Consider the following 25,494-nt stretch of genomic DNA (forward strand, 5'->3'; position numbering starts at 1 on the left):
GTCTGAGGAGCGGGACCTGGGGTGTGCAGTTTTGCGTGTCTCTGAAGTGAACCTGTTTGGCTGGTTCGGAAATCAGGCGGTTCGTGTTGCTCCCAGACGCGGGACGAGCAGTTGGAAGATGAGGAGCGCCGTGACGTAGGCAAAGCCTGCGAGGGCGAAGATGGGTAACGGATGAAGGGAGAAGTAGTGGGAGACGATCCAGGTGAAGATGGCTCCTCCGGCAGCTCCAGCAGCTCCTCCAATGCCTACGACTGTGCTGATGCTGGTGGAGGGGAACATGTCGGGCGGGGTGGAGAAGAGATTGGCGGACCAGCCCTGATGGGCTGCAGTGGCCAGGCAGAAGAGAGCGATGGCGGGCCAGGCATTGGTGGGGAAGAGAGTGTGCATGTGAGGCACGAGCATGATGGGCAGAACGCAGATGGCGCAGATGAGCATTGCCGTCTTGCGGCCTGAGTTGACGCTGCGACCGTGTTTCATGAGGAAGCCGGAGAGCCAGCCGCCTGCGATGGAGCCGACACTGGCCATGGTGTAGATGACGATGAGCGGATATTTGACGTGATTGAGATCGAGGCCGTAGTTGTCGTTGAGGAACTTGGGAAGATAGAAGAGATAAAACCACCAGATCGGATCGGTTAGCCCTTTACCCAGGAAGAAGGCCCAGAAGCCCCGGTGGCGGAGGAGGACGGAGTAGATGGGCTTGCCCTGGGTTACGGGGGCGAGATCGGCCTGGGTCTGGGTGAGTCCGCGGCGGAGTTTGTTGTAGGGGAAGAGCAGCCAGATGACGCACCAGACGAGGCCCATGGAGCCGGTGGTGATGAAGGCCGCGTGCCATCCCCAGCGCATGGTGACGGCAGCGATGAGGATGGGAGCGATGAAGGCGGAGGCGTTGGAGCCGGAGTTGAAGAGACCGGTGGCGAGGGCGCGCTCTTCGGACGGAAACCACTCGCTGGTGGCTTTAATGGCGGCGGGGAAGTTTCCAGATTCGCCGAGACCGAGGAAGACACGGGCGATGCAGAAGCCGGCGACGCTGCCGACGAGAGAGTGGCTGATGGAGGCGCATCCCCAGACGAGGATGGCGATGGCGTATCCGGTCTTGGTTCCGAGCTTGTCAATGATGCGTCCGGCGAAGAGGAAGCCGATGCCATAGGCGATCTGGAAGTAGATGAGGACGCGACCGAAGTTGATGTTGTAGGCGGTCTGGTGAGCAGCGTCAACGCCGGGGATCCAGCCCATGAAGCTGAGGTGCAGGAGCGGCTCGATGAGGGAGAAGACCGAGCGGTCCATATAGTTGATGGTCGTCGCGAGGAAGAGAAGGAAGCAGACGAACCAGCGAACGTTGGACTTCTCTGGAGCGGCGATGGTGAAGCCCGAATCGGACGGGCGGATGGCAGGATTCGTCGACATGAATCTAAAGCTCCGGCGGCAATGCTGGTCGGACCATTGCTGGAAAAGGGCCGCGAAGGCCGTTGGATGTCAATGAGATTAGTTTCTGCATGAGGATAGCTTCTGAACGGTCAGGTATGTCAAGGACCAAACGAAAAGGTGGCGAGAAGAGTGGTCCATCCAATTATTGCCGATGTGGGTGATGGTGAGCTTGGATTCTTTGAGGTCGGGAGAGGATACGGATTGTCTGGTGAAGACCCGGTTTCGCGCCGAAGATGGCCATACCCGGCTTTGGTTTATGGGGGAGAGGTCCTGCAAAAAATACAGGGATTCCTCGGCTTCGCTCGGAAGGACGTATGGGTGAGGGTATGGCGTGGGCGTCCTGCGAAGAAATACAGGGATGCCCATTCGACTTCGATCAGGGCAGGCTCTCGGTTTTGCTCGGAATGACGGTAGAGGTGACAAGGTGATTCAGAGGCGAGACGGACGCCGGGTGGAGAGTTGTCTGCACTCCGGCGTCCTGTCGGTTCTTGTCTTGCTGGTTATTTGGTGGTGTTGAGGACCAGTACGGTGGCGATGGGGTCGAGCGCCTTTGCGGGGAGCTGGACGTCGAGCGCGGTGCCGTTCTGGGTGAACTTGAGCGGCTTGTGCGCAGAGTCGGCAAGCAGATAGGCTCCCGTGACCTTGCGCGGCATCTTGTCGACGTGGAAGCTGCCCTTCCAGTCGAAGATTTCGACGTACACCTTGTTGCCCTTGGTGGTGGAGCGCCAGTTCCAGTTGGGAGTGAACTTCGCCTTTCCACGCTTGTCTTTTTCCGTGTTGCTGAAGGTTCCGGTGGGTACGTCGAAGATGGTTGCCGAGGTGCCGTAGATTGCCTCGCCGTTCACCTTCATCCACTTGCCCATGGCCTGGAGGCGCTCGACCTCAGGCTGGGGAACGATGCCATGGGAGTCGGGGCCGATGTTGAGCAGGTAGTTGCCGCCCTTGCTGGCGATATCGATGAGATTACGGAGCAGGGTCTCTTCGGATTTGAAGTTGGTGTCGAAGGATTTGTAGCCCCAGGTGTCGTTGATGGTCATGCAGGACTCCCAGTCTTCGCCGGGGAAGCCCTGCGGTGGAATGTACTGCTCGGGGGTTTCGGTGTCGCCCTTATAGGTTCCGCCGAGACGGTTGTTCCAGATGAGGTTGGGGTACTTGTTGAGCAGCTTGACGACCTCGGCGGAGCGCTCGGGGGTCATGGCCTTGCCGGGAGTATCGAACCAGACGACTACGGGGTAGCCCTTGTAGTTCTCGAGCAGCTCCTTGATCTGGGGGATCGACTTCTTGTGGAGATAGTCGTCGAAGGAGCCGTCCTGGGCCTTGTCCCAGTGGCCGGTCTCCTTGTTGTGGTCGCCGCGGACGGCAGCGCCACCGCCGGGTGCGGTCCAGTCCTGCGACTGGGAGTAGTAGAAGCCAAGCTTCACGCCCTGCTTGCGGCACTCTTCGGCGAGCTCTTTGAGGGGATCGCGTTTAAAGGGGGTGGCAGCGACGATGTTGAAGGGGTCGACCTTGGAGTTGAACATGGCGAAGCCGTCGTGATGTTTCGCGGTAATGACGATGTACTTCATGCCGGCGTTCTTGGCGAGGGCAACGATGTCATGTGCGTTGAAGCCGGTGGGGTTGAACTGCGTGGCGAAGGCCTTGTAGTCGGCGACGGGGATGGAGAGGTCATTCATGATCCATTCGCCGATGTGGTCGGTGCGCTTGCCGTGCCACTCGCCGGCGGGGATGGAGTAGAGGCCCCAGTGAATGAACATGCCGAAGCGGGCGTCACGCCACCAGGCCATGCGGGCGTCGCGTTGAGCGGGCGTCTCCTTGTCCTGGATGGAGGGGACCGGATGGTTGGTGGGAGTGGCGTCCGGCTTGCTGCCCTCAAGCTGGGCGTAGCCGAGCGATGCGGATGCGAGCAGGAGTCCGGTTGCGATGCTTCGGTGCAGAAGATTCACGGGCGTTCCTTTGGGTTAATTTACGGCACGGGAATTATAGGTGAAAGTATTTGTTCATGGGTGCAAATGTATTTGTGGCTTGATTCGGGAGGTTTTTCAAGGCGGGGTTATTATCGCACTGGTGAGCGGAGGAGAGACGAAGACGGCAGGAGCGCAGGGGATGCTGGAGCGTCTGCGGGGTGGCGACGTGCGCGCCTTGGCCAGGGCGATCTCGATGGTGGAGGACGGTGTTGCCGGATCGGAAGAGCTGCTGGCAGAGTGCAGGAGGCATGCAGGGGAGGCTTTGAGGATCGGGATAACCGGGCCGCCGGGGGCGGGGAAGAGCACGCTGGTGGATCAGATGGCGCGGTGGCTTCGGGAAAATGGGGAGACGGTGGGGGTGGTGGCGGTCGATCCTTCGAGTCCTTATACAGGCGGAGCCCTGCTGGGGGACCGGATCCGGATGCAGGAGAGGGTGGGCGACGCGGGAATCTATGTGCGGAGTATGGCTTCGCGGGGCGCGGTGGGGGGCGTGGCGCGAGCGGTTCGCGATGTGTGCGATGTGATCGCGGCTTCCGGAAGAATAAAGATTCTGGTCGAGACGGTAGGAGTGGGGCAGGACGAGGTGGAGGTCGCGCGACTGGCGGATGTGACGGTGCTGGTGCTGGTGCCGGGCATGGGCGACGACGTACAGAGCCTGAAGGCGGGCGTGATGGAGATCGCGGATGTGTTCGTGGTGAACAAGAGCGACTGCGCAGGTGCGGATCAGGTGGTGGGGGAGATTCTCGCGATGCAGGGGCTGTCGAGCGGGGCGGCTGGATGGATTCCGCCGGTGGTGAAGACGGTGGCGACGGCAGGCGAGGGGATCGCGGAGCTGATGGGGGCAATTGCGCGATGCGGAGAGGCGAAGCGCGGGAGGACCGGCTCGGAGGCGGATCGAGGGTGGATGAGTGGGTTGCGTCTCGATCATCTGGGAGTGGCGGTGAAGAGCGTTGCCGGAGCACGCGGGTTTTACGAGATGCTGGGAATGACGGTTGCGCATGAGGAGACGGTGGATCACGAGCAGGTGAGGGTGGCGATGCTGCCGATGGGAGAGAGCCGTTTGGAGCTGCTGGAGCCTACGGCAGAAGACTCCGTGATTGGGCGGTTTCTGGAGAAGCGTGGGGAGGGTCTGCACCATATCGCGATGAAGGTAGCGGATGTGGATGCGATGTTTCTGAGGTTGAAGGAGAGCGGAGTGAGGCTGGCGAGCGATCAGGTTCGAATCGGGGCGGGAGGGCACCGGTATTTTTTTGTGCATCCAGCGAGCACAGGCGGCGTGCTGGTGGAGATTGTAGGTGAAGGATGATGCGACTGCTCTTGATTGACACATGCGGGGCCGAAGGCAGCGTTGCGCTGGCGGAGGGTGAGGCTGAGCCGAGGATTGTCGTATCGGAGGTGCTTCCGGGGCGAAGCGCTTCGGAGAAGCTGGTGCCGGTGATTCGCCAGATGATGGAGATTGAAGGATGGAAGCTGCGCGAGGTTACGGCGATCGGGGTGGTGCATGGGCCGGGGTCGTTTACAGGGGTGCGGGTGGGATTGAGCGCCGCCAAAGGGTTGAGCGAGGCTGGAGGGGTTCCGCTGGTTGCGATCTCACGGCTGGCGGTTCTGGCTGGCTGTGCAAGGGAAGCTGAAGGCGATGTATGCGCGGTGCTCGACGCAGGCCGCGGAGAGTTTTACTGCGGGGTTTATGCGGGCAGGCAAAGAATTGTCGAGACACTCTTGAATTCCGAGGAGATTGCCAGGACCGCAGAGAACGTCCGAGCGTTGATTGCCTGCGAGGAGCGGGTGGCGGAGGCATTGGGGATTCTTGGGGTGCGCCTAGTAGGTGAGCCCAAGGCAGCGGATGCGTTGCCGTTCGTAAGGGAGAGGGTCGCCCAGGGGAACTTCGACGACGCGGCCACGATCGATGCGAACTACCTCAGACGAACGGACCTGGAGATCTCTGCGAAGGCGGCGAAGGGATCGGTTGGGTGAGCCTTAAATTTCAGGTCAGGTCGGCGCGACCGAACGATCTGCCTGCGGTAGTTGCGCTGGAGCGAAGCATTGCGGAGGCTCCGCACTGGGCCGAGGCGGAGTATACGGGGATTTTAGGAGCGGATGCGGGTGCGTCGGTACGACGATGCCTGCTTGTAGCGGCGCGCGCAGAGCAACTCGTGGGATTTGCGGTTGGCAAGGTTATCGGGAGCGGCCCCGATACCATGGCGGAGCTGGAGAGCGTGGTTGTGGCTGAGGAGGCTCGCCGTGCGGGGATTGGCAGAGCGCTTTTAGAAGGGGTGCTTGCCTGGTGCAGGGAGATGGAAGCTGCAGAGGTGGAGCTGGAGGTTCGGTCGGAAAATTCCGCTGCGATTGCACTTTATCGCAGGATGGCGTTTGTCGAGGTGGGTCTTAGAAGGCGCTATTATCAGGCTCCGGAAGACGACGCCGTGTTAATGAGGATTGAGATCCGGACAGCCGATCCTGGTTGAACGTTCCCGTGTCTTAGAGACAGATGTGGGCACTCGGTGCTTCGGGAGAAGAGTTTTGGGTTGGGGAGAAATCCTGAAAAGAAATACAGGGATTCCTCGGCTTCGCTCGGAATGAGGGTTGGTGGGGTTGGGGCTTTGTTCATCGAAGGCTGGGCTTTTCGATTGAACGGTGTGGCGAAATGGCTTTGCCTCACTTTGTGGGGCTGTGGTAGCTTGTTGAGCCAGCGTTGGGATGTCGATTCAGCTGGAGGTATCTGTCTGATGCAGACTGCTAAATATACGGAGCTCCCGAATTCCGCCCCGCATCCATCCATTCAGCAGCTTGCGCAGGAGCACAGCCTGTACGATCGCAGGCTGGACACGTTGCGCTCGAAACTATTTCTCACGGAACCGGAGAAACTGGAAGAAGTACGTTTGAAGAAGCTGAAGCTTAGCCTGAAAGATGAGATGGAGAGGCTTCGGCGCATGGAATCGCAACTCTAATTTAGAAGGTGATCCGGCCTGCAGGACTCAGGCGCATGCGCCAGGGGTAGTGTGTGCGCATGGGCCGTATAATCGAGTCACTTATGGTTCGAGATGGATATTTGTACGCGCTTGGTTTAGGAGTCGTGGCAGTGATGGTCTGGCTGCTGACGCACTCCTATCTTTTACTAGCGCTCCCGGTACTTCTTGCGGCTTTTTTTCTATGGTTTTTCCGCGATCCTCAGCGGCCGATTCCTGCTGGCGCGGGACAGATTGTGTCGCCCGCGGACGGACTGGTAACCGATACGGAATGGCTCGAGACGACTGCCGGAAGCCGGCTGAGGCTGAGCATCTTTCTTAACGTCTTCGATGTGCATGTGAATCGCTCTCCTGTAGCCGGCACGGTAAAGCTGGTCGAGTTTCGCAAAGGCGCGTTTTTGAATGCGATGAAGGCCGAGTCGGTGCTGAACAATGAGCAGACGCTGATCGTGATCGACGCGGGAGATTACGAGGTGAGTTTCAAGCAGATTGCCGGCCTGCTGGCGCGCCGCATTGTATGCAATGTGAAGGCAGGAGACAGAGTGGAACGGGGACAGCGGGTGGGCCTGATCAAGTTTGGATCTCGCGTGGATGTATTGTTGCCAGCAGAATCAAACCTTAAAGTGAAGAGGGGATCGCGCGTCCGGGGAGGCTCCACCGTGCTGGCAGAGATAGGGCAGCCTGGCGACCGCTCTGCCACGGCTGTGGTGGCTTAATGGGGACGGCATCTTCTGATCTGATGCAGGGCGGAACAGGACGCGGAGAGAGACGCCGGCCGAGCCGGGGCATGTATGTTTTGCCATCGCTGTTTACTGCAGGCAATATCGCTGCGGGCTATTATGCGATCACACAGAGCATTCAGGGGTCATCTGCGGAGCCGGCGTTTTTCGATCGAGCCGCTCTGGCCATCGGCTTTGCCGTGTTGTTTGACGGCGTGGATGGAATGATTGCGCGGCTTACGAATACGGCCAGCGACTTTGGCCGTGAACTGGATTCACTGGCGGATGTGATTACTTTCGGCGTGGCTCCGAGCCTGCTGGCTTTTCTATGGGGCTTTCGGATGCTTCCGATGACGGAGTATCCGCATCTGCGGGATCGCATTACGCACCTGGGAATCTTTGTCTGCTTTCTTTTTCTGATTTGCGGGGCAAGCCGGTTGGCGAGGTTCAACATCAGCGTCAATCCGCAGCCGAGAAATCCAGGCAGGCCGGGAAAGAAGTATTTTGTGGGAATGCCGATTCCGGCGGGTGCTGGGGTGATTGCCTCGGTCGTGCACTTTGAGAGTGGAGCTCCCATCGCCGATCCACGATGGTCGATTGTGTGGCTCGGCCTGATTCTGTTCACCGGGTTTTTAATGGTGAGCACATGGCGGTTCTGGAGTGGAAAAGAGATTAGCCTTGGTCAGCGGCATCCCTTTCAGCTGGTTGCGGTGATTGTCGCCATAGGGGCATTGGTCGCGCTTTATTCGGAGCACGTGCTGATCATTATTGCGTTGGGATACCTGGTTTCGGGAGTTCTGGCGCGGCTGGCGTATTCGTGGGGACAGAAGAGGCGAAAGGCTGGCGTGCCTCGCTGACCCAGGCGAACGAATCTATGGAATGCAGGTGGAGATGACAAGCAAGGTCTATCGAATTGGTGTGGTAGGAGCTTCGTCGCTGCTGGGTAAAGAGCTGAGCGACGAGCTTGGGGAGTCTCTGCTGGCGGCCTCGAGCGTCGTGCTCTTGGAAGATGAGGACGAGACCGCGGGGCAATTGACCGCTACCGGAGATGAAGCCGCTTTCATTCAGAAGATCGAGGAAGCTTCGTTTGAGCATATGGATTTCGTGTTTTTTACGGGAGATCACGACAGCACAACAAGGCACTGGCATGAGGCCCGGAGAGCGGGTGCGAGCATTGTCGACCTTACCTATACGCTTGAAGACGAGAAGGACGTGCTGGTGATGTCGCCGTGGATTACGGAGGCTCTGGGCAAGCAGGCGCCTATCGGTGTCGAGCTGCACCTGGGGACACAGGCCGTGATTCCAGCACACCCTGTGGCCTTGATGCTGGGAATGGTGGCTGCAAGGATGCAGGCCCGGCTGCCATTAAAGACTTTAGCGGCAACGGTGATGGAACCCGCGTCAGAGCATGGCCGTGCCGCAATGGACGAGATGCATCAACAGACGGTGAGCCTGTTGTCGTTTCAGGAGCTGCCGCGAGATCAGTACGATGCGCAGATTTCGTTCAATCTGCTGCCATCTCTTGGAGCTGCGGCGAAGGTGAAGTTTGGAGCCACCGAGCAACGCATTCGAAAGCAGTATGGGGCTTTGTCGAATGGGACGCTGCCTGCGCTTGCAATTCAGATGGTGCAGGCTCCTGTGTTTCATGGCTATGTTGTCTCCGTGTTTCTGGAGACAGAAAAGCCGACGACTGCAAGCGAAGTGGAACGAGCTTTAGCGGGAGATCATATTGATATCGTCACAGATGGATCGGAGCCGCCGAGCAATCTGAGCGCGGCAGGGCAGGAAGAGATCATGATCCAGGTGAAGAGCGCCTCTGAAGAGACTGAGGGCGGCACCGGGTTCTGGTTGTGGCTGGCTGCAGATAATCTTAAGCTCATGGCTCTGCATGCGATTGCGTGCGCGGGTGAATTGCGCCGGTTGCGACCTTCTGGAAAAGTGCAATAAGAGTGGACGGGATAGAGAGCGACGGGGTGGTCTGTCGCGGGATCGAAGAGGAAGGGGAGAACGTGCTGCGAACTGAAAGAGAACTGCGTCCGTCGAGCGATAGTGGGATGCGCATTGGGATCGATCTGGGGGGAACGAAGATCGAGGGGCTGGCGATCGATTCGCGCGGAGAGGAACTGGCTCGTCATCGGGTGGATACGCCGCGAGACGATTACGACGGCACGATTGCGGCCATGGTCGGACTCGTCAGGCTGTTGGAATCGAAGACAGGGCAGACGGGTAGTGTGGGGGCTGGGATTCCTGGGAGCATTTCGGAAAAGACCGGGCTAGTGAAGAACGCGAACTCGACCTGGTTGAACGGACGTCCGCTGGACAAGGATCTTTCTGCTGCACTTGGGAGAGTGGTGAGGATTGCAAACGATGCAAATTGCCTGGCGGTGTCGGAGGCGACCGATGGTGCAGCTGCAGGAAAGCATGTGGTCTTTGGCGTAATTCTCGGTACAGGTGCCGGAGGAGGAGTCGCCATCGATGGACGTGTGCATGCCGGACCGAATGGCACGGGGGGAGAGTGGGGACATAATCCTCTACCCTGGCCGAAGCCGGAGGAGAATCCCGGGCCGCTTTGCTACTGCGGCAAGCTGGGTTGTATGGAGATGTGGGTTTCTGGAACGGGCCTGGCACGGGACTATCAACAGACGACAGGAAAACAGCGAACGGCCAGAGAGATTATCGCAGCGTTCGAGGCGGGAGAGAGAGACGCGGTCGAGGTTGTCGATCGTCTTGAAGATCGCCTGGCGCGTGGGCTGGCGACCATAATCAATATTCTTGACCCTGATGCTTTTGTTCTGGGCGGAGGACTCTCGTTAGCGCAGCATCTTTATACAAGCTTGCCGAAGCGTCTTTCCACATACGTATTCGGGGGAGAGGCGGATACGCCAATTCTGCAGGCGAGGTTTGGAGATTCAAGCGGTGTCCGAGGGGCGGCGTGGTTGTGGCCAATTTTGCGGTGACAGAGATACCGTCTATTTAACCGATCCGGATCGTTCGAGCCACTGGTACAAGAGTGTCTTACTCATCTGGGGGTGCGCCACAATGAGTAGTTGCCGTCTTGGCGAGATCGAGAAAGTGGTCGGCTCGGGCCACATAGACAGCTCTATCTCCGCTCCCTTTGTAATTCTCCGTGTTTTCAGATCGACGAGCTCGAGATTCGCCTTCGTACCAGCCCTTTCGCGCGTCGCAAGGAAGAGCGTATTCCCATCGATCGTTAGATCGTTGAGCGATGCCAACTGACCAGGCAGTGTCACGAAGGCTTCGCTCTCCCCTGTCTTTATGTTGCGGCGAGCAATTTCGATATTTCCGGGCTGCTCCATCACGGAGTAGAACCACTTGTCGTCAGGCGACACGGTGAACTGCATCAGTCCGTCCCAAAACAGTGCCTCCGCTCCCGCCGATCCGTCAGCGCGTATTCGCCAGATGCGCGGTGTGCCGTCGTCGTTCGACGAGTAGTAGATATACTGTCCGTCGCCGCTGTAGACGGGACTGAAGTGACGGTGAACCGTATGCGTAAGCTGTCGCAAGGTACCAGTCTGCAAGCTGTATGTGTAGAGTACTGTCGCGCCATCTCGTCGAAACGGAAAGACGATGGATTGGCCGTCCGGTGACCATGACGCCCATAAAACTCTCCCGGTGCCGTTGAAGTGTGTCAATTGCTGCGGTTCGGCATTCTCAGTGCGGACCAGCCATAGTTCCTGTGTGCCCGATCGTGAACTAACAAACGCAATCGAGTTGCCGTCGGGAGAGTATCGCGGCCATTCGGCGCCGGCTTCGGAAGACAGGAGAGTGCGTGATGGAGATGCGTTTGTGAGACGTTGCTCTACCATCTGTGGTGCACTCTGCCCATGCAAGAGTGCCAATCCCTGTCGAGTGGAAAACGAGGGCATACTTGCATCAAATCCCTGGGGAGTTACCGGTTGCGGGTGCCCTCCTTCCGCAGCGATCTTCCAGATGCGATATGCGGGTGAGAGATCCGGTTGACTTCCAAAAGGGATCGAGCGCCCTCCATCGGTCCAGGCGATTCCACGTACCCCGGGATTGTCGGAGGTCAATTGCTTCACTGGCACAGCACCTTCACCCTCCAGCGAAACCGTGTACAGGTCGCCAAGGCCTCCCCGTTGAAAGGCAATCGTTTTGCCATCGGGCGAAAATTTCGCATCCAGATCTCCGGAGGATAGAGAGGGGGGCGATGTCAACAGCCGTTTGTCTCCTGTCGCCAAAGAGATCACGACGAGTCGCACCGGAGTGAGTGGTGACGACTGTTCGCAGGTCAGTAAGAATTTTCCGTCCGGCGACCAGTCCAATGCGGGATGAAGATCGATGATGTGCCCGAAGAGGCGTACCTGCGTTACGGTGTGCAGATCCTGCTGCCCCATGGTGGTGCGCATAATGTCGAACCGCGACAGACCAACGATTCGTGCAAATGCAACTTCCCGGCCATTCGGCGACCAGACTGGCCGACTTTCCTCTGAGTTCTCCGCAGTCAACCGATGGGCCGCTCCACCGTGTCGCACATCCTGGATATAGATGTGCATCGGCTCATCCGGCATCTCCTGTGCCGCATAGGCTAAAAAGTTTCCATCGGGCGACCAGGCAGGTTCCCGCACTACTACCGGCGCCCCATCGATCGGAACCATCTCTCCCGAAGGTGTCGCCGCGCTCGACCGCCTCCACAAGGGATACGTCAACGCAACGCACAAAAGTATGGCTGACAGAGTGAGCCATAGAAATCGGTTCGTTCCATGGACTCTTGTTTCCGCTGTCGATACGGGAGACGAAGATAAGTCCGTTTTGTTCTCTGGCTCGGCTTGGTGACCTTTTATCAGAGTCGCAGAGACGTCTGCTTTTTCTACGATCTCCGGGACGGCGAGTCCTACGGAAGAGATTTGTGAGGCATCTGAAATTTGCGGAACATATCCGCCTTTGGGTAACTCGATGCGAATCTTGTCGGAACTTCCATCGGAACCGTAATAGTTCGAGAGTTTCTCGCGCACACGCATCGCGTGCACACGCACGATGGGATCACGCTTGGGATCGTAATCGGTCGCCCGCTGAAACAATGCGACTGCAATCGTGGTTTCCTTAAGCTCCCCCGCACGCCCCGTCAACGTTCTTTCCACGCAGAAGCGCAGAAACTGTGACGATCTGGCGGAGTTTCGGAAAGCTGGTGACTGCAGGATTCGCTGCAACTGCGCACTTATTTGGCGTTCCTGCAGCATATTCGCCACTTTATCGAGCTTGTATTAATGGGCCTTGAACAGCTTGTTACCCTACGAAACCCTTTGTAACTCCCTTTACGGCGAATCTTCGGTCATCTTAGTGGCAAGTTTGCATTCATGGCGAAATCAAAACCTTATCTCCAGGGGCACCTCTGCAAGCTCCTTCTGTCAATCGCGACAGTGTTCTTTTCCGCTCCGCATGTTTTCGCTCAGAACGGATCGGTAAGCGGTCATGTCAACGATAGTGGAGGCAGTCCGATCACGGACGCGACCGCTGAAATCAGATTGCTCTCTACCAACCAGGTCACGGTTGCAAAAACCAATAGCTCGGGATACTTCCTCTTTCCGCCTCTGGCAACTGGCATCTATGAGCTTCAGGCTACTGCTCCTACTTTCGCCGCCACTACCGTTAAAAATATTCGTATCGAAGTAGGGGGTTCCCGAGACTTTGACCTGACACTCAAACCTGAAGCCATCTCTCAGAGCGTTATTGTGACTGCAGGCGAGCCTGAACTTATCGTCGATCGTCCAGATCGTGGCAATGTTCTGGAAAGCGAGTTTGTCCGTAATATTCCGTTGAATATCCGCAATCCTCTTCAAGCGATTAACTTCGCTCAGGGGGTCACCCAGGCGGCGACCAACGCTTCCGGCACGAACGATCTTAGTCAGAGTTATACCAATTCGTTCCGCATCAACGGCGGCAAGGGCGCAACGACCGAGAATCTACTGGATGGCGCCGCCAATGCTGTCGCTTATGCCAACCAGGCCGCTGCGGTTCCGTCGGTAGAGTTCGTCCGTGAATTCAAGGTTCTGACCACCGCATATGGTGCGGAGTGGGGACGCACGAGCGGTGGAGTCGTTACGTTTGCCACTCAGCACGGAACGAATGCGCTTCACGGTACGGTATACGACTATCTACGAAATAGCATTTTCGATGCGAATGGTTACAACGCCAATAATGCCGGACAGAAGAAACAGCACTTCGAGCGCAATCAGTTCGGCTACGCTGTCGGCGGTCCAGTATGGCTTCCCAAGCTCTATGAAGGCCGGAATCGCACCTTCTTCTTCACTGACTATGAAGGTCTTCGCCAGTCGGCAGCCGGTTCCTTTTTCGCAACTGTTCCCACAGCGCTGGAACGGCAGGGCAATTTTTCTCAGACCTTCGACACGAACGGCAACGTCATCGTCATCTACGACCCTCACACTACGAGGCTTGATCCCACTGCCCCTACCGGAACCACTCGATACATCCGGTCGCCGTACTCCGGCGATATCATTCCGTCGAGCGACATCAACGCTGCTGGTTTAAACATTCTAAAAAATTACCCCCTGCCCAACCGCGCGGGTCAGGGTGCGAGCACAACGAACAACTTTTTCTCCTCGGTGGCCTCGATCAACAACAATAACCGCTGGGACCTGCGCATCGATCACCGGTTTTCGGATAAGCATTCCTTCTTTGGCCGCTATGACTGGTTCACCAATCACATCAACAACCCCGACCCCTACGGCAATCATCTCTCGCCACAACCGGGTAATAACCGCATTCCCGGTGTCAGCTGGATGGTCTCGCACACGTGGGTACTTTCCAACTCGCTCATCCTCGATCACCATCTATCCTACGGTCACAGCGAATCGAACCGCAGCTCACCTACCCTCGGCTACGACGTCACCAGCTTAGGTTTCAACCAGAACATCACGGCTGGGCTTACCTCTCAAAGTTTCCCTTACACGACTCTCGCCGGCGCAAGTGCCATCGGTACGACGGCAGGTGCTTTCGAGCGAAACCGATCCACTGTGTGGCAGTATGCCGGAGACCTCTCCTGGTTGAAGGGGCATCACACCATAACTGTGGGAGCGGACTACCGCTATTTCGCTGTCACGCTCAACACCATCCAGCAGGTCAATGTCTCCGCCAATAGTAACTTCACCGGCGGTCCTAATCCGGCGGCAGCCAGTGCGCAGTCTGGACGCGGTATCGCCGATCTACTCCTCGGCGCAGCTACCGTTACCAGCGGCATCACGCCTCGCTACGACTATCATCATCACTATCTCGCCACCTTCTTCAAGGATGAGTACCGGCTTACTCCGAAGCTCACAGTGACCGCTGGTCTGCGTTACAGCTTCGAAACCCCTGATGTCGAGATCCACAATCGCTACATCTATCTCGATCTCGACACGCCCTCACCGCTTAGCGTCCCGGGCCTTACCGGCTTGAAGGGCGGCGTTGGCTTCGTCAACACAAATGGCGTCGGGCCTCGTGTCCAGCAAGCACAATATGCACACTTCCATCCCCGCTTTGGTGTCGCTTACCAGATCGACGATCGCACCGTCATTCGAGGTGGTTTCGGTATCTTCTTTGAACCGGCCCCCACTTTTATCGACAACTCTCTCGGTTATTCGGCCGTTACCACCTCCAACCCTGCGCTTGCTGACGGCTTCACGCCTCAGTTCAATCTTTCCAGCCCTTTTCCCAGTGGCCTTACTCAGCCCACAGGGAACTCACTTGGCCTGCTTCAGAACATCGGACTCAATATCTCCGGTCCACTGCGGAAACAGGCTGTCAGCTACGACGAGCAGTTCTCACTCGACGTTCAGCGTCAACTTCCTTTTCAGCTCGTGCTCACAGCTGGCTACGTCGGTCACAACGGCGTTCACCTGATGGCTCCTCAGAACTACAATCAACTTCCCAGTTCTTACCTCGGCATGGGCAGTGCGTTGCTCGCCACTGTCCCCAATCCCTTTTACGGCATCATCACAGACCCCACCTCTGTTCTTAGTCGCGCCACTGTCCAACGCGGACAGCTCCTTCGTCCCTTTCCACAGTTTCAGAACGTAACTGCTCTGCAGGCAGGTGTCGGCAATTCCACCTACCATGCGCTACAGATCAGTCTTGAGAGGCGCTTTTCCGATGGGCTCTCCTTGCTCTTCGCCTACACCCATAGCAAGATGATCGACAACGTAGGCGATATCGGCGCCTGGGTCGGCGCCCAGCAGGGATTTCAGGACAACTACTGTCACGAATGCGATCGCTCGATCTCTTCACAGGATCTGCCAAACGTCATCCGACTTAGCGGTCGGTACGAGCTGCCTGTTGGCAAAAATAAGCCGTTTCTCAATCGTGGCGTCGCCGCATATGCCCTTGGCGGCTTCTCTGTCGGAACCTTCTTCACTTATGACGATGGCCTGCCCAATACTCTGAGTTCGCCCAATAACTCCAACTCCTTCGGAGGTGGCAGCGGCACGGAGCGGCCCATGGTTACAGGAGTTTCAACAGACGTTGCCGGTGGCCGCCAGATGAAGAACGGCGGTCTCTATTTCAACCCCGCCGCCTTCGCCCAGACGCCCGCCTTCGCCTTCGGAAATGCTCCGCGTTATATCGATTCCATCCGCAGCCCTGGCACACTCAACTTCGACATGCTGGTCGCTAAGCATACCCAGTTGCGTGAGGGCCTGGGGCTCGATTTCAAGACCGAATTCTTCAACACCTTCAACCGCGTGCAGTTCGCCGGCCCGAATGTAAACATCTCGTCGTCCAGCTTCGGCCAGATTTTCCTGCAGCAGTACAACACACCTCGCCAGATTCAGATGAGTCTGCGACTCAACTTCTAGTAGAGGAATCCATGAGATCCGTTTTAACTGCAGTCGCCCTTTTTGCTTCAACTCTAGCCGTTTCTGCCGAGGTTGCAAACCTTAACTGTGTTGAAGACTCACCCGGCCATTACACCCTGAGCTATGACTTCACCGGCGACACTCGTTCGGTTCAAATCTTTGCTTCATCCGATCCCACCGGAAAATCCGGAATGCAGTCAGTCGGAAGTACCCGCGAGAAAACCATCACGGTCTCAGCCGGTCTTCCTGGAGAACGTATGTATTTCTTTCTGCATCCCGATAACGGTGAGCAGCGCGAAGTCTCTCTGCGCCGCCTGCCTCTTACCGGTACACCCAACTTCCGTGATCTCGGCGGGTATCGTACTACCGATGGTCGTTACACGCGTTGGGGTCTTCTGTACAGGTCCGGAGTACTTACCTATCTGACTCCCGCCGATCTTACCTATCTTAGTCATCTTGGCATTCGTGTCGTCTGCGACTTTCGCACACAACAAGAAAATAAGGAGTCTCCGGAACGCTGGGTCGATGATCCCTCGGTGGATCTAGTCTCCTTACCCATTGGAACCAACTCCAACAACAATGTGAATCAAGACCTCGAACAGCTGCTAGCCGGCAATCCAAGCCCGGCTCAACTCCGCGAACATCTCGAACAGATTTATGGCAAGTTTGTGGTTGATGCGGCTCCCAAGTTTGCAAGCATCTTCACTCAACTGGAAAACGATCATCTACCGATGCTCTATCACTGCACAGCAGGGAAGGATCGTACAGGAGTTTTCAGCGCAATTCTGCTGCGCGTCCTTGGTGTACCCATGGACACAATCGTCGCAGACTATGCCCTCACGAACCAATACTTCCGCTCGGGGACCACTCAACCTTTACAAAGCCAAAAAGCGATGGCGAAGACTAATTCCTTTCTTGCCAGACTCTCTCCCGAACAGCAGAAGGTTCTGATGGCTGCGGATCCGGCGTATATTCGAAGCGCCTTTGTCATGATCGACCAACACTATGGATCATTCGATAAGTTCCGAAGAGACGCGCTCCATCTCTCGGACAACGACGTCGATATCCTGAAATCGAAACTGCTTTATTAAAAAGATATGCATGAGAAGAGGCTCTCTGGTGAAGCGAGGCCTCTTCTCATGCATTGAAACGGACAAGGTTTATGGAGTTGGAACAACGACTTTTACTTCGTTGGAATATCCACTCTGCATGTTTGCGCTAACCGCCGTTACTGTGTAGTAGTAGGTTGATCCTCCAACTACAGTTTGATCGGTATAGCTGGCGGTCGTTATGGTCGAACTGTTGATCTTTGAATAGGGTCCACCGGAGACGGTGGAGCGATAGATGTTATAGCCGGAAACCGGGGAAGAACTTGGGTTCCACGACAACGTAACGGCGCTCTTTGTGGATGAGACACCTGTACCGCTGAGAGGGATTGTCAGGGTAGGGTTGGATGCGTTGCTGGTGATGGTCAAGGCTCCCGAGGCCGAACCGCTCGTCGTGGGAGTAAGGATAACGGTGATTTGTCGAGTCTGGTTGGCTGTAAGAGTAAAGGGAGTGGTGACAGAACTGATGGAGAATCCGGTTCCCGCCACTCTTACGGCCGAGACGGCGATGGATGAGGATCCTGAATTTGTAATCGTCACCGTCTTTGACTGAGCAATGTTGACAGCGACATTGCCGAAGGCGAGCGAGGTTGCGCTGGTTGTGAGTGTCGCCACCTGGGTTGAGCCGACACCTGTTCCAGTAAGAGACACAGACAAGTTGGGAGTTGTGGATGCGTTGCTGGTGAAGGTGATGTTTCCGTTTGCAGTTCCGGTGGCGGTTGGCGCAAAGACAGCGGTGTAGTTCTGTTTTTGGCCGGAAGCCAACGAAAATGGAGTTTGAAATCCGGATATGGTGTATGGCCCGGAGAGTCGGACGGAACTTACTGTGACAGTTGTAGGACAGTTGCTTGTAATGCTGCCCGTAGAGGAGAGTGTGTAGCCGACGGTGGTGTTCTGGAAGGTAATAGCGGCTGGAGTCGCGACCAGCTGGCAAGTGGCTGGCGATGAGGTTCCAGGGACTGTAATCGACTGGCCATTGACGGTGATGGGTTGAGTGGTGGTCTTTTCCAGGATCTGCACAGTTTTGTACACGCCGGGAAGCGGGTCCACATTATTGAATGTGGCTGTGGACACGGTGACCTTCACACTGGAGGCGCCACCGGCAGGATTGAATGTTTGGGGAGAGGTCCATGTCTCGGGGGTAGGTTTTCCTACACTCGCTCCCTGACAAGGGCCGCTGCTTACCGAGACAACGGAGCAGGTGGAAGCTAACTGACCGTAGCGAAGAGTTATCGCCGCGGGTGCGGTTATGCCGGCTCCTTCGGGAGCAGAGAGTGTGAACCATACCTGAGACGACGATGGAGTTGAAGTCCCGGGTACGGTGACCGATTGACCGTTAGCGATGATGGTTTGTGCGGTGGTCTTTTCCTGGATACTTACGGTCTTGTATACGCCAGGAAGGGGATCGACACCGCCGAACGTGGCGGCGTTCACGACGACACTTACGCTGGCTGAGCCAGACGCCGGTGTGAAGGTTTTGGGACTTGTCCATGCTGCAGGGCTAGGTGCCCCGACACTTACTCCACTGCAGGGGCCGCTACTCATTATTGCGGCACAGGTAGAAGCCACCTGGCCGAAGCGGAGAGTTATAGAGCTTGAAGCTGTAATGACGGATCCCTCAGGGGCGTTGAGGGTAAACCAGACTGGGGAGGATGATTGGGCGAAGCTCAGTGCCGGAAGGATGAGAGAAAGCGCGACGAAAACAAGCGTCGAAAGTTTACGCATGGTGCCTGCCTTTCTGAAAATCTCTAGTAACCAGAAAGGCCCTACACATCGGCAGCCCAGCCCAAAAAAAATGTTACGGGCGAGAGATCAATTCATTGTCCGTCTTACGCGGATAAGTAGATTACCCACACTACTAGCGAATGGGTTTGAGTGTTTGATCTGTAAAATTTGTCAAAACAGAGCCTGGTAATCAGGCTTACTACGAATATGATTGTACCCTGTTGAGCCTGGATCTATGGAGTTCCCATTCAATAATTGAACGTGAACTTACAAATGAATTTTACAAAGGATGATTAATTGTGGCTACCAACTAGCCAATTTATGTGATTATGTAAACTGCTTAAATAAGTTAAAAAGACTATTCAGTATGGTAATACCCTCTCTGCTTTACGCACGCTTCTAAGTCTGAAGAGGTAAACATTTAAGATGAGTACGTACGGTCCCTCCCCCCGTCGTCTAGTTAGTTCTGCTCGTTTTCCAGCGCCAGAGATAAAGGGCCTTCGCATTGGCCCTGTTGCCTTTTTCTCTCTCTCGATCGTTTGTCTGATGATCGTGATAGCTGGTTGTGGATCGGGTGTCGTTTGGTCTCCGACCGGCTCCGTTCTAGTTTCACCCAGCACACTCGACTTCGGTGATGTGATTGTCGGGCAAGCGACCCATACCAATGTTACGGTTTCGAATAAGAGCTCGATAACTGTTGACATATCCAAACTTAGTCTTTCTTCGCCGGTATTTTCCGTCGATAGTTCCGAAAAATTTCCGCTCAGTATTCCTCCCGGCGGCAGTCATACGTTCTCAGTCAGCTTTGTGCCCACCGCTGTATCCGACTATTCAGGAGAGATTACTTTTGCGGATGCGGCTTCGAGGCCGATCGCACAGTTATCGACACGCGGACGAGCCCATAACAATGTGCAATTGACTGCGCAGTTGTCGCAAAGCGCCAACCAGTTGAACTTCGGCAATGTTACAAACCTTAGTTCGAGGATGCAGACAGTAACACTGACCTCTACGGGAACGTCGCCGGTAACAGTGAATCCCGCCCAAGTTACCGGGGCGAGCTTTGCGATTGCAGGAAGCAATCTGCCGATGACACTCAGTCCAGGTCAGTCGGCCGCGGTGCCGGTTTTATTCGGCCCAACCAGTATCGGACCAGCCAGCGGTCAACTCACAATCACCAGCAATGCTTCGACTGGAAGCACGATGGTGGTCATGCTCAACGGGATGAGCACGGTAGCGTCTAGTCCTCAGCTGACTGTAAGTGCTGGAAGCCTTAGCTTTGGCGGAGTGACGGTGAACACCGAGGCGACGCAGGCACTGACGCTGAGCTCAACAGGAACAGAGCCGGTGAAGGTAAGCTCAGCCACAATCGCCGGGGCCGGCTTTACTCTTGCCGGTGGCTCGTTGCCGGCAACTTTAAACCCTTCGCAATCCTTGACACTGCTGGTGCGGTTCCACCCCACAACGATCGGATCAACGAGCGGTCAACTCGCCATCAGCAGTGACTCCTCCGCGGGGAGCGCTACTGTCGTTGCGTTGAGCGGGACGGGAACCGCGGCAGCGAGTCCTCAATTGGCGGTGAGTGCGGCAAGCCTGAGCTTTGGCAAGGTAACTGTAGATACGACGACGGCACAGTCTCTCACCTTGACTTCGACTGGGACTACTCCGGTGACGGTCAACTCCGCTGCAATTGCCGGAGCAGGTTTTACCCTCGTGGGAGGGATTCTTCCAGCAACGTTGAACCCCACGCAGTCGCTGACTCTACGGGTGCAGTTCCATCCTACGGCCACGGGTTCGGCAAGCGGGCAGTTGACGATCAGCAGCAACGCTTCGCCTGACGGCACGATGGCGGTGATGCTCAGCGGGACGAGCACAGCGGCGCCGAGTCCCCAGCTGACGGTGAGTGCCGGAAACCTGAGCTTTGGCAGGGTGACTGTGAACACCGTAACGGCGCAGACGCTGACGCTGACATCAACGGGCACAGCGCCGGTGACAGTGAATTCCACAGAGATTACGGGAGCCGGTTTCACTCTCGCTGGTGGCCACCTGCCAGCGACGCTGAATCCAACGCAATCGTTGACGCTTCAGGTGCGATTCAACCCTAAGGCGACCGGTGCAGCAAGCGGGCGGTTGACGATCAGCAGTAACTCATCGACGGGAAGTGACACAGAAATTGCGTTGAGCGGGACCAGTATCGCTGCGCCTAGTCCGCAGTTGACAGTAAGTGCTGGAAGCCTGAGCTTCGGCAGAGTAACGGTGAACACGACGACGGCACAGTCTCTCACTCTGTCTTCGACGGGAACTGCTCCGGTGACGATAAACGCAGCGACAGTTTCGGGAGCCGGTTTCTCTCTCGGTGCTCAGAGTTACCCAATCACACTGGATCCAGATCAATCGATCACTCTGCCGGTTCGATTCAGTCCCGCAACCACAGGTTCAGCAAATGGACAGATACTTATCCGCAGCGATTCGTCGACAGGAAGCGACGCGACAGTAGCGCTGAGCGGAACGAGTGTTCCGGCACCGAGTCCGCAGTTGACAGCAAGTGCTGGAAGCCTGAGCTTCGGCAACGTAACGGTGGACACTTCGACGACACAGTCACTGACGCTGACTTCAACGGGAACAGCACCCGTGACCGTGAACTCAGCGGAGATAACCGGTGCAGGATTCACGCTTGTCGGAGGCGGTCTGCCGATCACTCTGAATCCAGCTCAGTCGACGACCCTGCAGATACAGTTCAGCCCAAGCACCACGGGCTCAGCAAATGGACAGTTGATTATCGACAGCGATTCATCGACAGGAAGCGTCGCAACGGTAGCGTTGAGTGGTACGAGTATCGCTGCCCCAAGTCCTCAATTGACGGTAAGCGCCGGAAGCCTGAGCTTCGGCAGCGTGATCACCAATACGTCGATTACGCAGTCGCTGACTCTGACTTCAACAGGAACTGCACCCGTGACGGTGGATTCAGGCACAGTCACGGGGGCTGGTTTCAGTCTTGTTGGCGCCAGTCTTCCGACAACGTTGAATCCAACACAATCCGTGACACTGCAGGTGGAATTTAATCCTTTAGCGGCGGGATCAGCTAACGGACAACTGACGATCCGCAGCAACTCGTCGACGGGAAGCACTAGCATTGTTTCCCTGAGTGGGACCAGCACTGCAGCGCCGAGCCCACAACTGACAGTGAGTGCAGGAAGGCTGAATTTTGGCAGCGTGACGGTGAACACATCGACTGTCCGATCTGTCACTCTGATCTCAACAGGAACGGCGCCAGTGACGGTGGATTCCGCTAGTGTAACGGGGGCTGGCTTCACTCTTGTTGGCGGAAGTCTTCCGGCGACGTTGAGCCCGACGCAGTCGATGACGCTACAGGTGCAGTTCGACCCTGCATCGACAGGGTCAGCGAACGGACAACTGACGATCAGCAGCAACTCGTTGGTCGGAGGCACGACTTTCATTTCCCTGAGTGGTACCAGCACTGCAGCCCCGAGTCCGCTGCTGGCAGTGAGCTCTGTAAGACTGAACTTCGGCAGCGTGATGGTGAACACCGCGGCGACGCAGGCTCTGACTCTGACATCGGCTGGAACCTCACCGGTGACGGTGAACTCGGTAGCGATTAGTGGGACCGGATTCACTATTCCCGGGCTGAGTTTTCCGATGACGCTGAATCCTACGCAGTCGGTGACGTTACAGATCGAGTTCAGTCCTGCGTCGACGGGTTCGGCTAGCGGACAGGTAACAATCAACAGCAATTCGACAAGCGGTAGTACCGCTGTGATCACTCTAAGGGGCACGGGTACTGCGGCAAGCCCTCAATTGACGATCAGTCCGGCAAGTCTGGACTTCGGCAGTATTGCAATCGATACATCGACAACAAAGACTCTCACGCTGACGTCAACCGGAACTTCGCCGTTGACGGTGAATTCAGCCATGGTCTCGGGGACTGGATTCGCATTGCTTGGAGGAAGCTTTCCGGTAACGCTGAATCCGACGCAGTCGATGACGCTGCAGCTACAGTTTCTGCCAACGACCGCGGGAGCCCAGTCGGGCCAGATCACGATCAGCAGCAACTCAACCAGCGGTGGTACGTCAATCGTCGCTTTAGGCGGTACCGGTACAGGAGGGGTTCAAGAGGTCCACCTAAGCTGGAGCGCGCCCACCAACTCGCCGGTTCCGGTGGTGGGATACAACGTGTATCGGGCGGTCGGGAGTAGTGGGGCGCTTCAATTGATCAACTCATCCCCGCTCACAGCTGCAGTCTATACAGATAATGCGGTTGTCAGTGGAAACACATACGTCTACGTGGTCAAATCCCTTGATGCCAGTGGTAAGGAGAGCGGTCCGTCCAATCAGACGACGATCACGGTTCCCTAACTCTTAGGAGCGTCATGAAAAGGGACTATGTCGCCGGATCGAAGGGTTCTATTTTCTAAACGTCACTAAACAAATGGTTTACCACCCAGATTATCTCCGTGGAGAGATGCTTCGATCATGGCCTCCGTTTCAGGAGAGGCTCTAGACGAGGGGTGAACGGAACTTTCGTGCCCAGGATTCGGCCTGCGATGGTATGCATTTCTCCTTTCGCGGGTTCGATACCTGTGTTGGCCTCTTGCAAAAGTGCGCACTTTTTTGCGAACTGTCTGCAGTCTATCTAGACATTTTTGAGCAACGTGCTGCGTAAGTGTGCAAAAAAGACACTCTCCAGATAGCGGCTGGCTTTGGCCATTTATTTGCACTGGATCTAGGCGGAGCTACGATGCGAACACTTACATCCACTTTACGGCTTGGCATTTCGGTCCTACTCATTGCCAGTTCAACCAGCAGTTACGGGCAGAATATTGCTGCCGCGAAGCCAAACCCGGCGCATGTTCCGGCGAATGTCCCAGCATCTGCGGACACCATTCCCAGCGCCTTAGCCGCGACATCGCAGCTGATCCTTGGGCCCGCGGACATCATTCACATCAATGTCTGGAAGAACTTGGACCTGTCGCAGACCGTCACCGTCGGGCCGGATGGGTTTATCTCTCTTCCGCTTCTGGGGGACGTCCACGTCGCTGGAATGACTTCGAACCAGCTGGCTCAGGAACTCAAGTCAAAGCTGACGAGCTATGTGGTGAATGCGCAGGTTACGGTTAGCGTCGTGGATATTCGCAGCAGGCAGGTGTACATGACAGGCCAGGTTGGGAAGCCCGGAGGATATCCCCTGATTGCACCGATTACTGTGTTGCAGTTGATCGCTCAGGCAGGCGGGCTCAATACCTTTGCCAATCGCAAGGACATCGTGATCCTTCGTAATGTTGGCGGCAATGTTCAGCGGTTGAAATTCAATTACAACAACGCAGTGCACGGCGACCCGAAGCAAAATATCAGTCTTCAGCCGGGCGACACGGTCATTGTTCCCTAGGGAAATAACATGATGAAATCAGGCCATCTTCGTTGTGCAGCTGCCTTATTTGCAGGGCTGTGTTCTGGAGCTTTGTTAGCCCAGAGTTCGAGCGAAAGCAGCAGTGCGGATACGCCTCAGTCCACGGTCTCGAACGTTGACGATACGGCGACTACGGCGCCCGCAGTGAATTCGCAGGAGACACAGAATTCGCAGGAGCCACAGTATGCGGCTGCCCTGAACGGAACTGGTTTGATCTCGCTGGATGATGCGAGCAAGCGCGTGCTGCTTTCTACGACAGTTGGCGGAGGATGGGACAGCAATCCCAGCAATGCGACGGAGGGCGGCTCTTCCGGCTTGTACAGCGTGAGTCCGTATATCGGATTTCGAGGCGCCTCCCCGAAGACGCAATACATCGTGCAGTATCAGCCGACCATGCTGGGCTATATGTCCAGTCTCTACTCCAGACAAACCCTGCATCGCACATCGGCGTCGTTCATTGGCAATCCGAGCGAACGATGGAAGTGGGGCGTGAATGTATCGGGCAGTTATGGGCCAAATGGGACACGACTCCTTACGTCGCAGCAGACGGTGGTGGTAGGCGAGGTTCCAGGTACAGGATCGGGTTCCGCATCTTATCTGTCGAATGCAGGAAATATCACTTACATCGTTGGGTCTATTGACCTGAGTTATAGAAAGTCGGCGAAAGACACCCTTGTTTTGAGCGGGTCGAACTCTTTCAGCAGCATCAGCGGCTATAACCAGCAGGGAAGTGTGGCTGGGGTGAAACTCAGTTATATCCGGGACCTTTCGCCGTCGTTGAGCTTCACCAGTTATGTTCAGGATTCCCATTTCTATGGGGATTTAAATTGCGAAAGTTCCGGGGTGGGTGCCGGGATGAGGTGGCAGCCACAAGAAAGGACCTTCCTTTCAGTAAGTGCGGGTCCACAGATCAGCACAAATACCTGTAGCAGCCAGAAACTGGGATTCACCTATAGCGCCGCTTTCAGCTCTAGAGTATCGAGAAAGTCGCAATTCTATCTTTTGTCGGATTATCTCCCGACGGTGTCTTATCTTGGGCCCGGTCTATGGCAGCGTAGTGTTTCCGGAGGGTATCAGTATCAGGTGACCCGTATCGGAGTGCTGGGAGCGGATGCAGGACATGTCAGCAGCGATACCCTTACTGCCGTGAGCTCTTATCAAGGGACATTCTGGGGAGCGAATTATGGCTTTCGACTTCGCCATGGAATCGCGGTGTCCTACAGCTATCGGGGATATATAACCGATAGCGGGGAAACCAACTATAAACGGAACCTCGCACAATTTTCGATCACCTGGACGCACAATGCGGGCCAGATATTTCAGCAGTCAAGTTATTGAG

The 25,494-nt window shown here is 56.3% G+C and carries 17 protein-coding genes; 13 read left to right on the forward strand and 4 right to left on the reverse strand.

Features of this window, described 5'->3' with window-relative positions; genetic code table 11:
• Window positions 1-72 precede the first annotated feature (72 nt).
• Together AC5S26_RS17870 and AC5S26_RS17875 are read right to left on the reverse strand one after the other, a co-directional pair.
• Complete coding sequence (locus AC5S26_RS17870; protein ID WP_494186284.1) at window positions 73-1,404, reverse strand: MFS transporter; 1,332 nt, start codon at window positions 1,402-1,404, stop codon at window positions 73-75.
• 521 nt (window positions 1,405-1,925) lie between these two features.
• On the reverse strand, window positions 1,926-3,368 hold the full coding sequence (locus AC5S26_RS17875) for an alpha-L-fucosidase (protein ID WP_494186285.1): 1,443 nt from the start codon (window positions 3,366-3,368) through the stop codon (window positions 1,926-1,928).
• A 79-nt stretch (window positions 3,369-3,447) separates the two neighbouring features.
• Here AC5S26_RS17875 and meaB point away from each other — a divergent pair, with 79 nt between their 5' ends.
• The 8 genes from meaB to mak all read left to right on the forward strand — a co-directional run bounded on the left by meaB (window position 3,448) and on the right by mak (window position 10,031).
• Entirely contained in the window at window positions 3,448-4,695 is a 1,248-nt protein-coding gene (meaB, locus tag AC5S26_RS17880; RefSeq protein ID WP_494186286.1) for a methylmalonyl Co-A mutase-associated GTPase MeaB, read from the forward strand.
• Complete coding sequence (tsaB, locus tag AC5S26_RS17885; RefSeq protein ID WP_494186287.1) at window positions 4,692-5,363, forward strand: tRNA (adenosine(37)-N6)-threonylcarbamoyltransferase complex dimerization subunit type 1 TsaB; 672 nt, start codon at window positions 4,692-4,694, stop codon at window positions 5,361-5,363. Before meaB ends, tsaB begins: the two co-directional genes overlap by 4 nt.
• The gene (gene rimI / locus AC5S26_RS17890; protein ID WP_494186288.1) at window positions 5,360-5,854 is read left to right on the forward strand and encodes a ribosomal protein S18-alanine N-acetyltransferase; all 495 of its coding nucleotides are present in this window, start codon (window positions 5,360-5,362) and stop codon (window positions 5,852-5,854) included. The genes tsaB and rimI overlap by 4 nt, the downstream gene beginning before the upstream one ends.
• Window positions 5,855-6,115: 261 nt before the next feature.
• Window positions 6,116-6,337: a DUF465 domain-containing protein gene (locus AC5S26_RS17895; RefSeq protein WP_494186289.1), complete on the forward strand. Its 222-nt coding sequence runs from the start codon at window positions 6,116-6,118 to the stop codon at window positions 6,335-6,337.
• A gap of 83 nt (window positions 6,338-6,420) precedes the next feature.
• Window positions 6,421-7,071 carry a phosphatidylserine decarboxylase gene (locus AC5S26_RS17900; RefSeq protein WP_494186290.1) on the forward strand — a complete coding sequence of 217 codons (651 nt, stop codon included), beginning with the start codon at window positions 6,421-6,423 and terminating at the stop codon, window positions 7,069-7,071.
• The gene (gene pssA, locus AC5S26_RS17905; RefSeq protein ID WP_494186291.1) at window positions 7,071-7,931 is read left to right on the forward strand and encodes a CDP-diacylglycerol--serine O-phosphatidyltransferase; all 861 of its coding nucleotides are present in this window, start codon (window positions 7,071-7,073) and stop codon (window positions 7,929-7,931) included. The genes AC5S26_RS17900 and pssA overlap by 1 nt, the downstream gene beginning before the upstream one ends.
• A gap of 34 nt (window positions 7,932-7,965) precedes the next feature.
• Window positions 7,966-9,021 (forward strand): Asd/ArgC dimerization domain-containing protein, encoded by a 1,056-nt coding sequence (locus AC5S26_RS17910; RefSeq protein ID WP_494186292.1) that lies wholly within the window; start codon window positions 7,966-7,968, stop codon window positions 9,019-9,021.
• Between the two features lie 62 nt (window positions 9,022-9,083).
• Complete coding sequence (gene mak, locus AC5S26_RS17915) at window positions 9,084-10,031, forward strand: fructokinase (RefSeq protein ID WP_494186293.1); 948 nt, start codon at window positions 9,084-9,086, stop codon at window positions 10,029-10,031.
• A gap of 12 nt (window positions 10,032-10,043) precedes the next feature.
• Here mak and AC5S26_RS17920 read toward each other — a convergent pair whose 3' ends face one another.
• On the reverse strand, window positions 10,044-12,182 hold the full coding sequence (locus tag AC5S26_RS17920; RefSeq protein WP_494186294.1) for a TolB family protein: 2,139 nt from the start codon (window positions 12,180-12,182) through the stop codon (window positions 10,044-10,046).
• A 228-nt stretch (window positions 12,183-12,410) separates the two neighbouring features.
• Here AC5S26_RS17920 and AC5S26_RS17925 point away from each other — a divergent pair, with 228 nt between their 5' ends.
• On the forward strand, window positions 12,411-15,902 hold the full coding sequence (locus AC5S26_RS17925) for a TonB-dependent receptor domain-containing protein (RefSeq protein WP_494186295.1): 3,492 nt from the start codon (window positions 12,411-12,413) through the stop codon (window positions 15,900-15,902).
• Between the two features lie 11 nt (window positions 15,903-15,913).
• On the forward strand, window positions 15,914-16,993 hold the full coding sequence (locus AC5S26_RS17930) for a tyrosine-protein phosphatase (RefSeq protein ID WP_494186296.1): 1,080 nt from the start codon (window positions 15,914-15,916) through the stop codon (window positions 16,991-16,993).
• A 69-nt stretch (window positions 16,994-17,062) separates the two neighbouring features.
• Here AC5S26_RS17930 and AC5S26_RS17935 read toward each other — a convergent pair whose 3' ends face one another.
• Window positions 17,063-18,733, reverse strand: a complete 1,671-nt coding sequence (locus AC5S26_RS17935; protein WP_494186297.1) for a choice-of-anchor D domain-containing protein — start codon at window positions 18,731-18,733, stop codon at window positions 17,063-17,065.
• Between the two features lie 546 nt (window positions 18,734-19,279).
• Between AC5S26_RS17935 and AC5S26_RS17940 the strand changes: the two genes are divergently transcribed.
• The 3 genes from AC5S26_RS17940 to AC5S26_RS17950 all read left to right on the forward strand — a co-directional run bounded on the left by AC5S26_RS17940 (window position 19,280) and on the right by AC5S26_RS17950 (window position 25,493).
• Window positions 19,280-23,104 (forward strand): beta strand repeat-containing protein, encoded by a 3,825-nt coding sequence (locus AC5S26_RS17940; RefSeq protein ID WP_494186298.1) that lies wholly within the window; start codon window positions 19,280-19,282, stop codon window positions 23,102-23,104.
• A gap of 382 nt (window positions 23,105-23,486) precedes the next feature.
• On the forward strand, window positions 23,487-24,134 hold the full coding sequence (locus AC5S26_RS17945) for a polysaccharide biosynthesis/export family protein (RefSeq protein ID WP_494186299.1): 648 nt from the start codon (window positions 23,487-23,489) through the stop codon (window positions 24,132-24,134).
• 9 nt (window positions 24,135-24,143) lie between these two features.
• Window positions 24,144-25,493 carry a hypothetical protein gene (locus AC5S26_RS17950; protein WP_494186300.1) on the forward strand — a complete coding sequence of 450 codons (1,350 nt, stop codon included), beginning with the start codon at window positions 24,144-24,146 and terminating at the stop codon, window positions 25,491-25,493.
• Window position 25,494: the final 1 nt, after the last annotated feature.

The organism is Edaphobacter sp. FHG110511_03 (assembly GCF_059115365.1).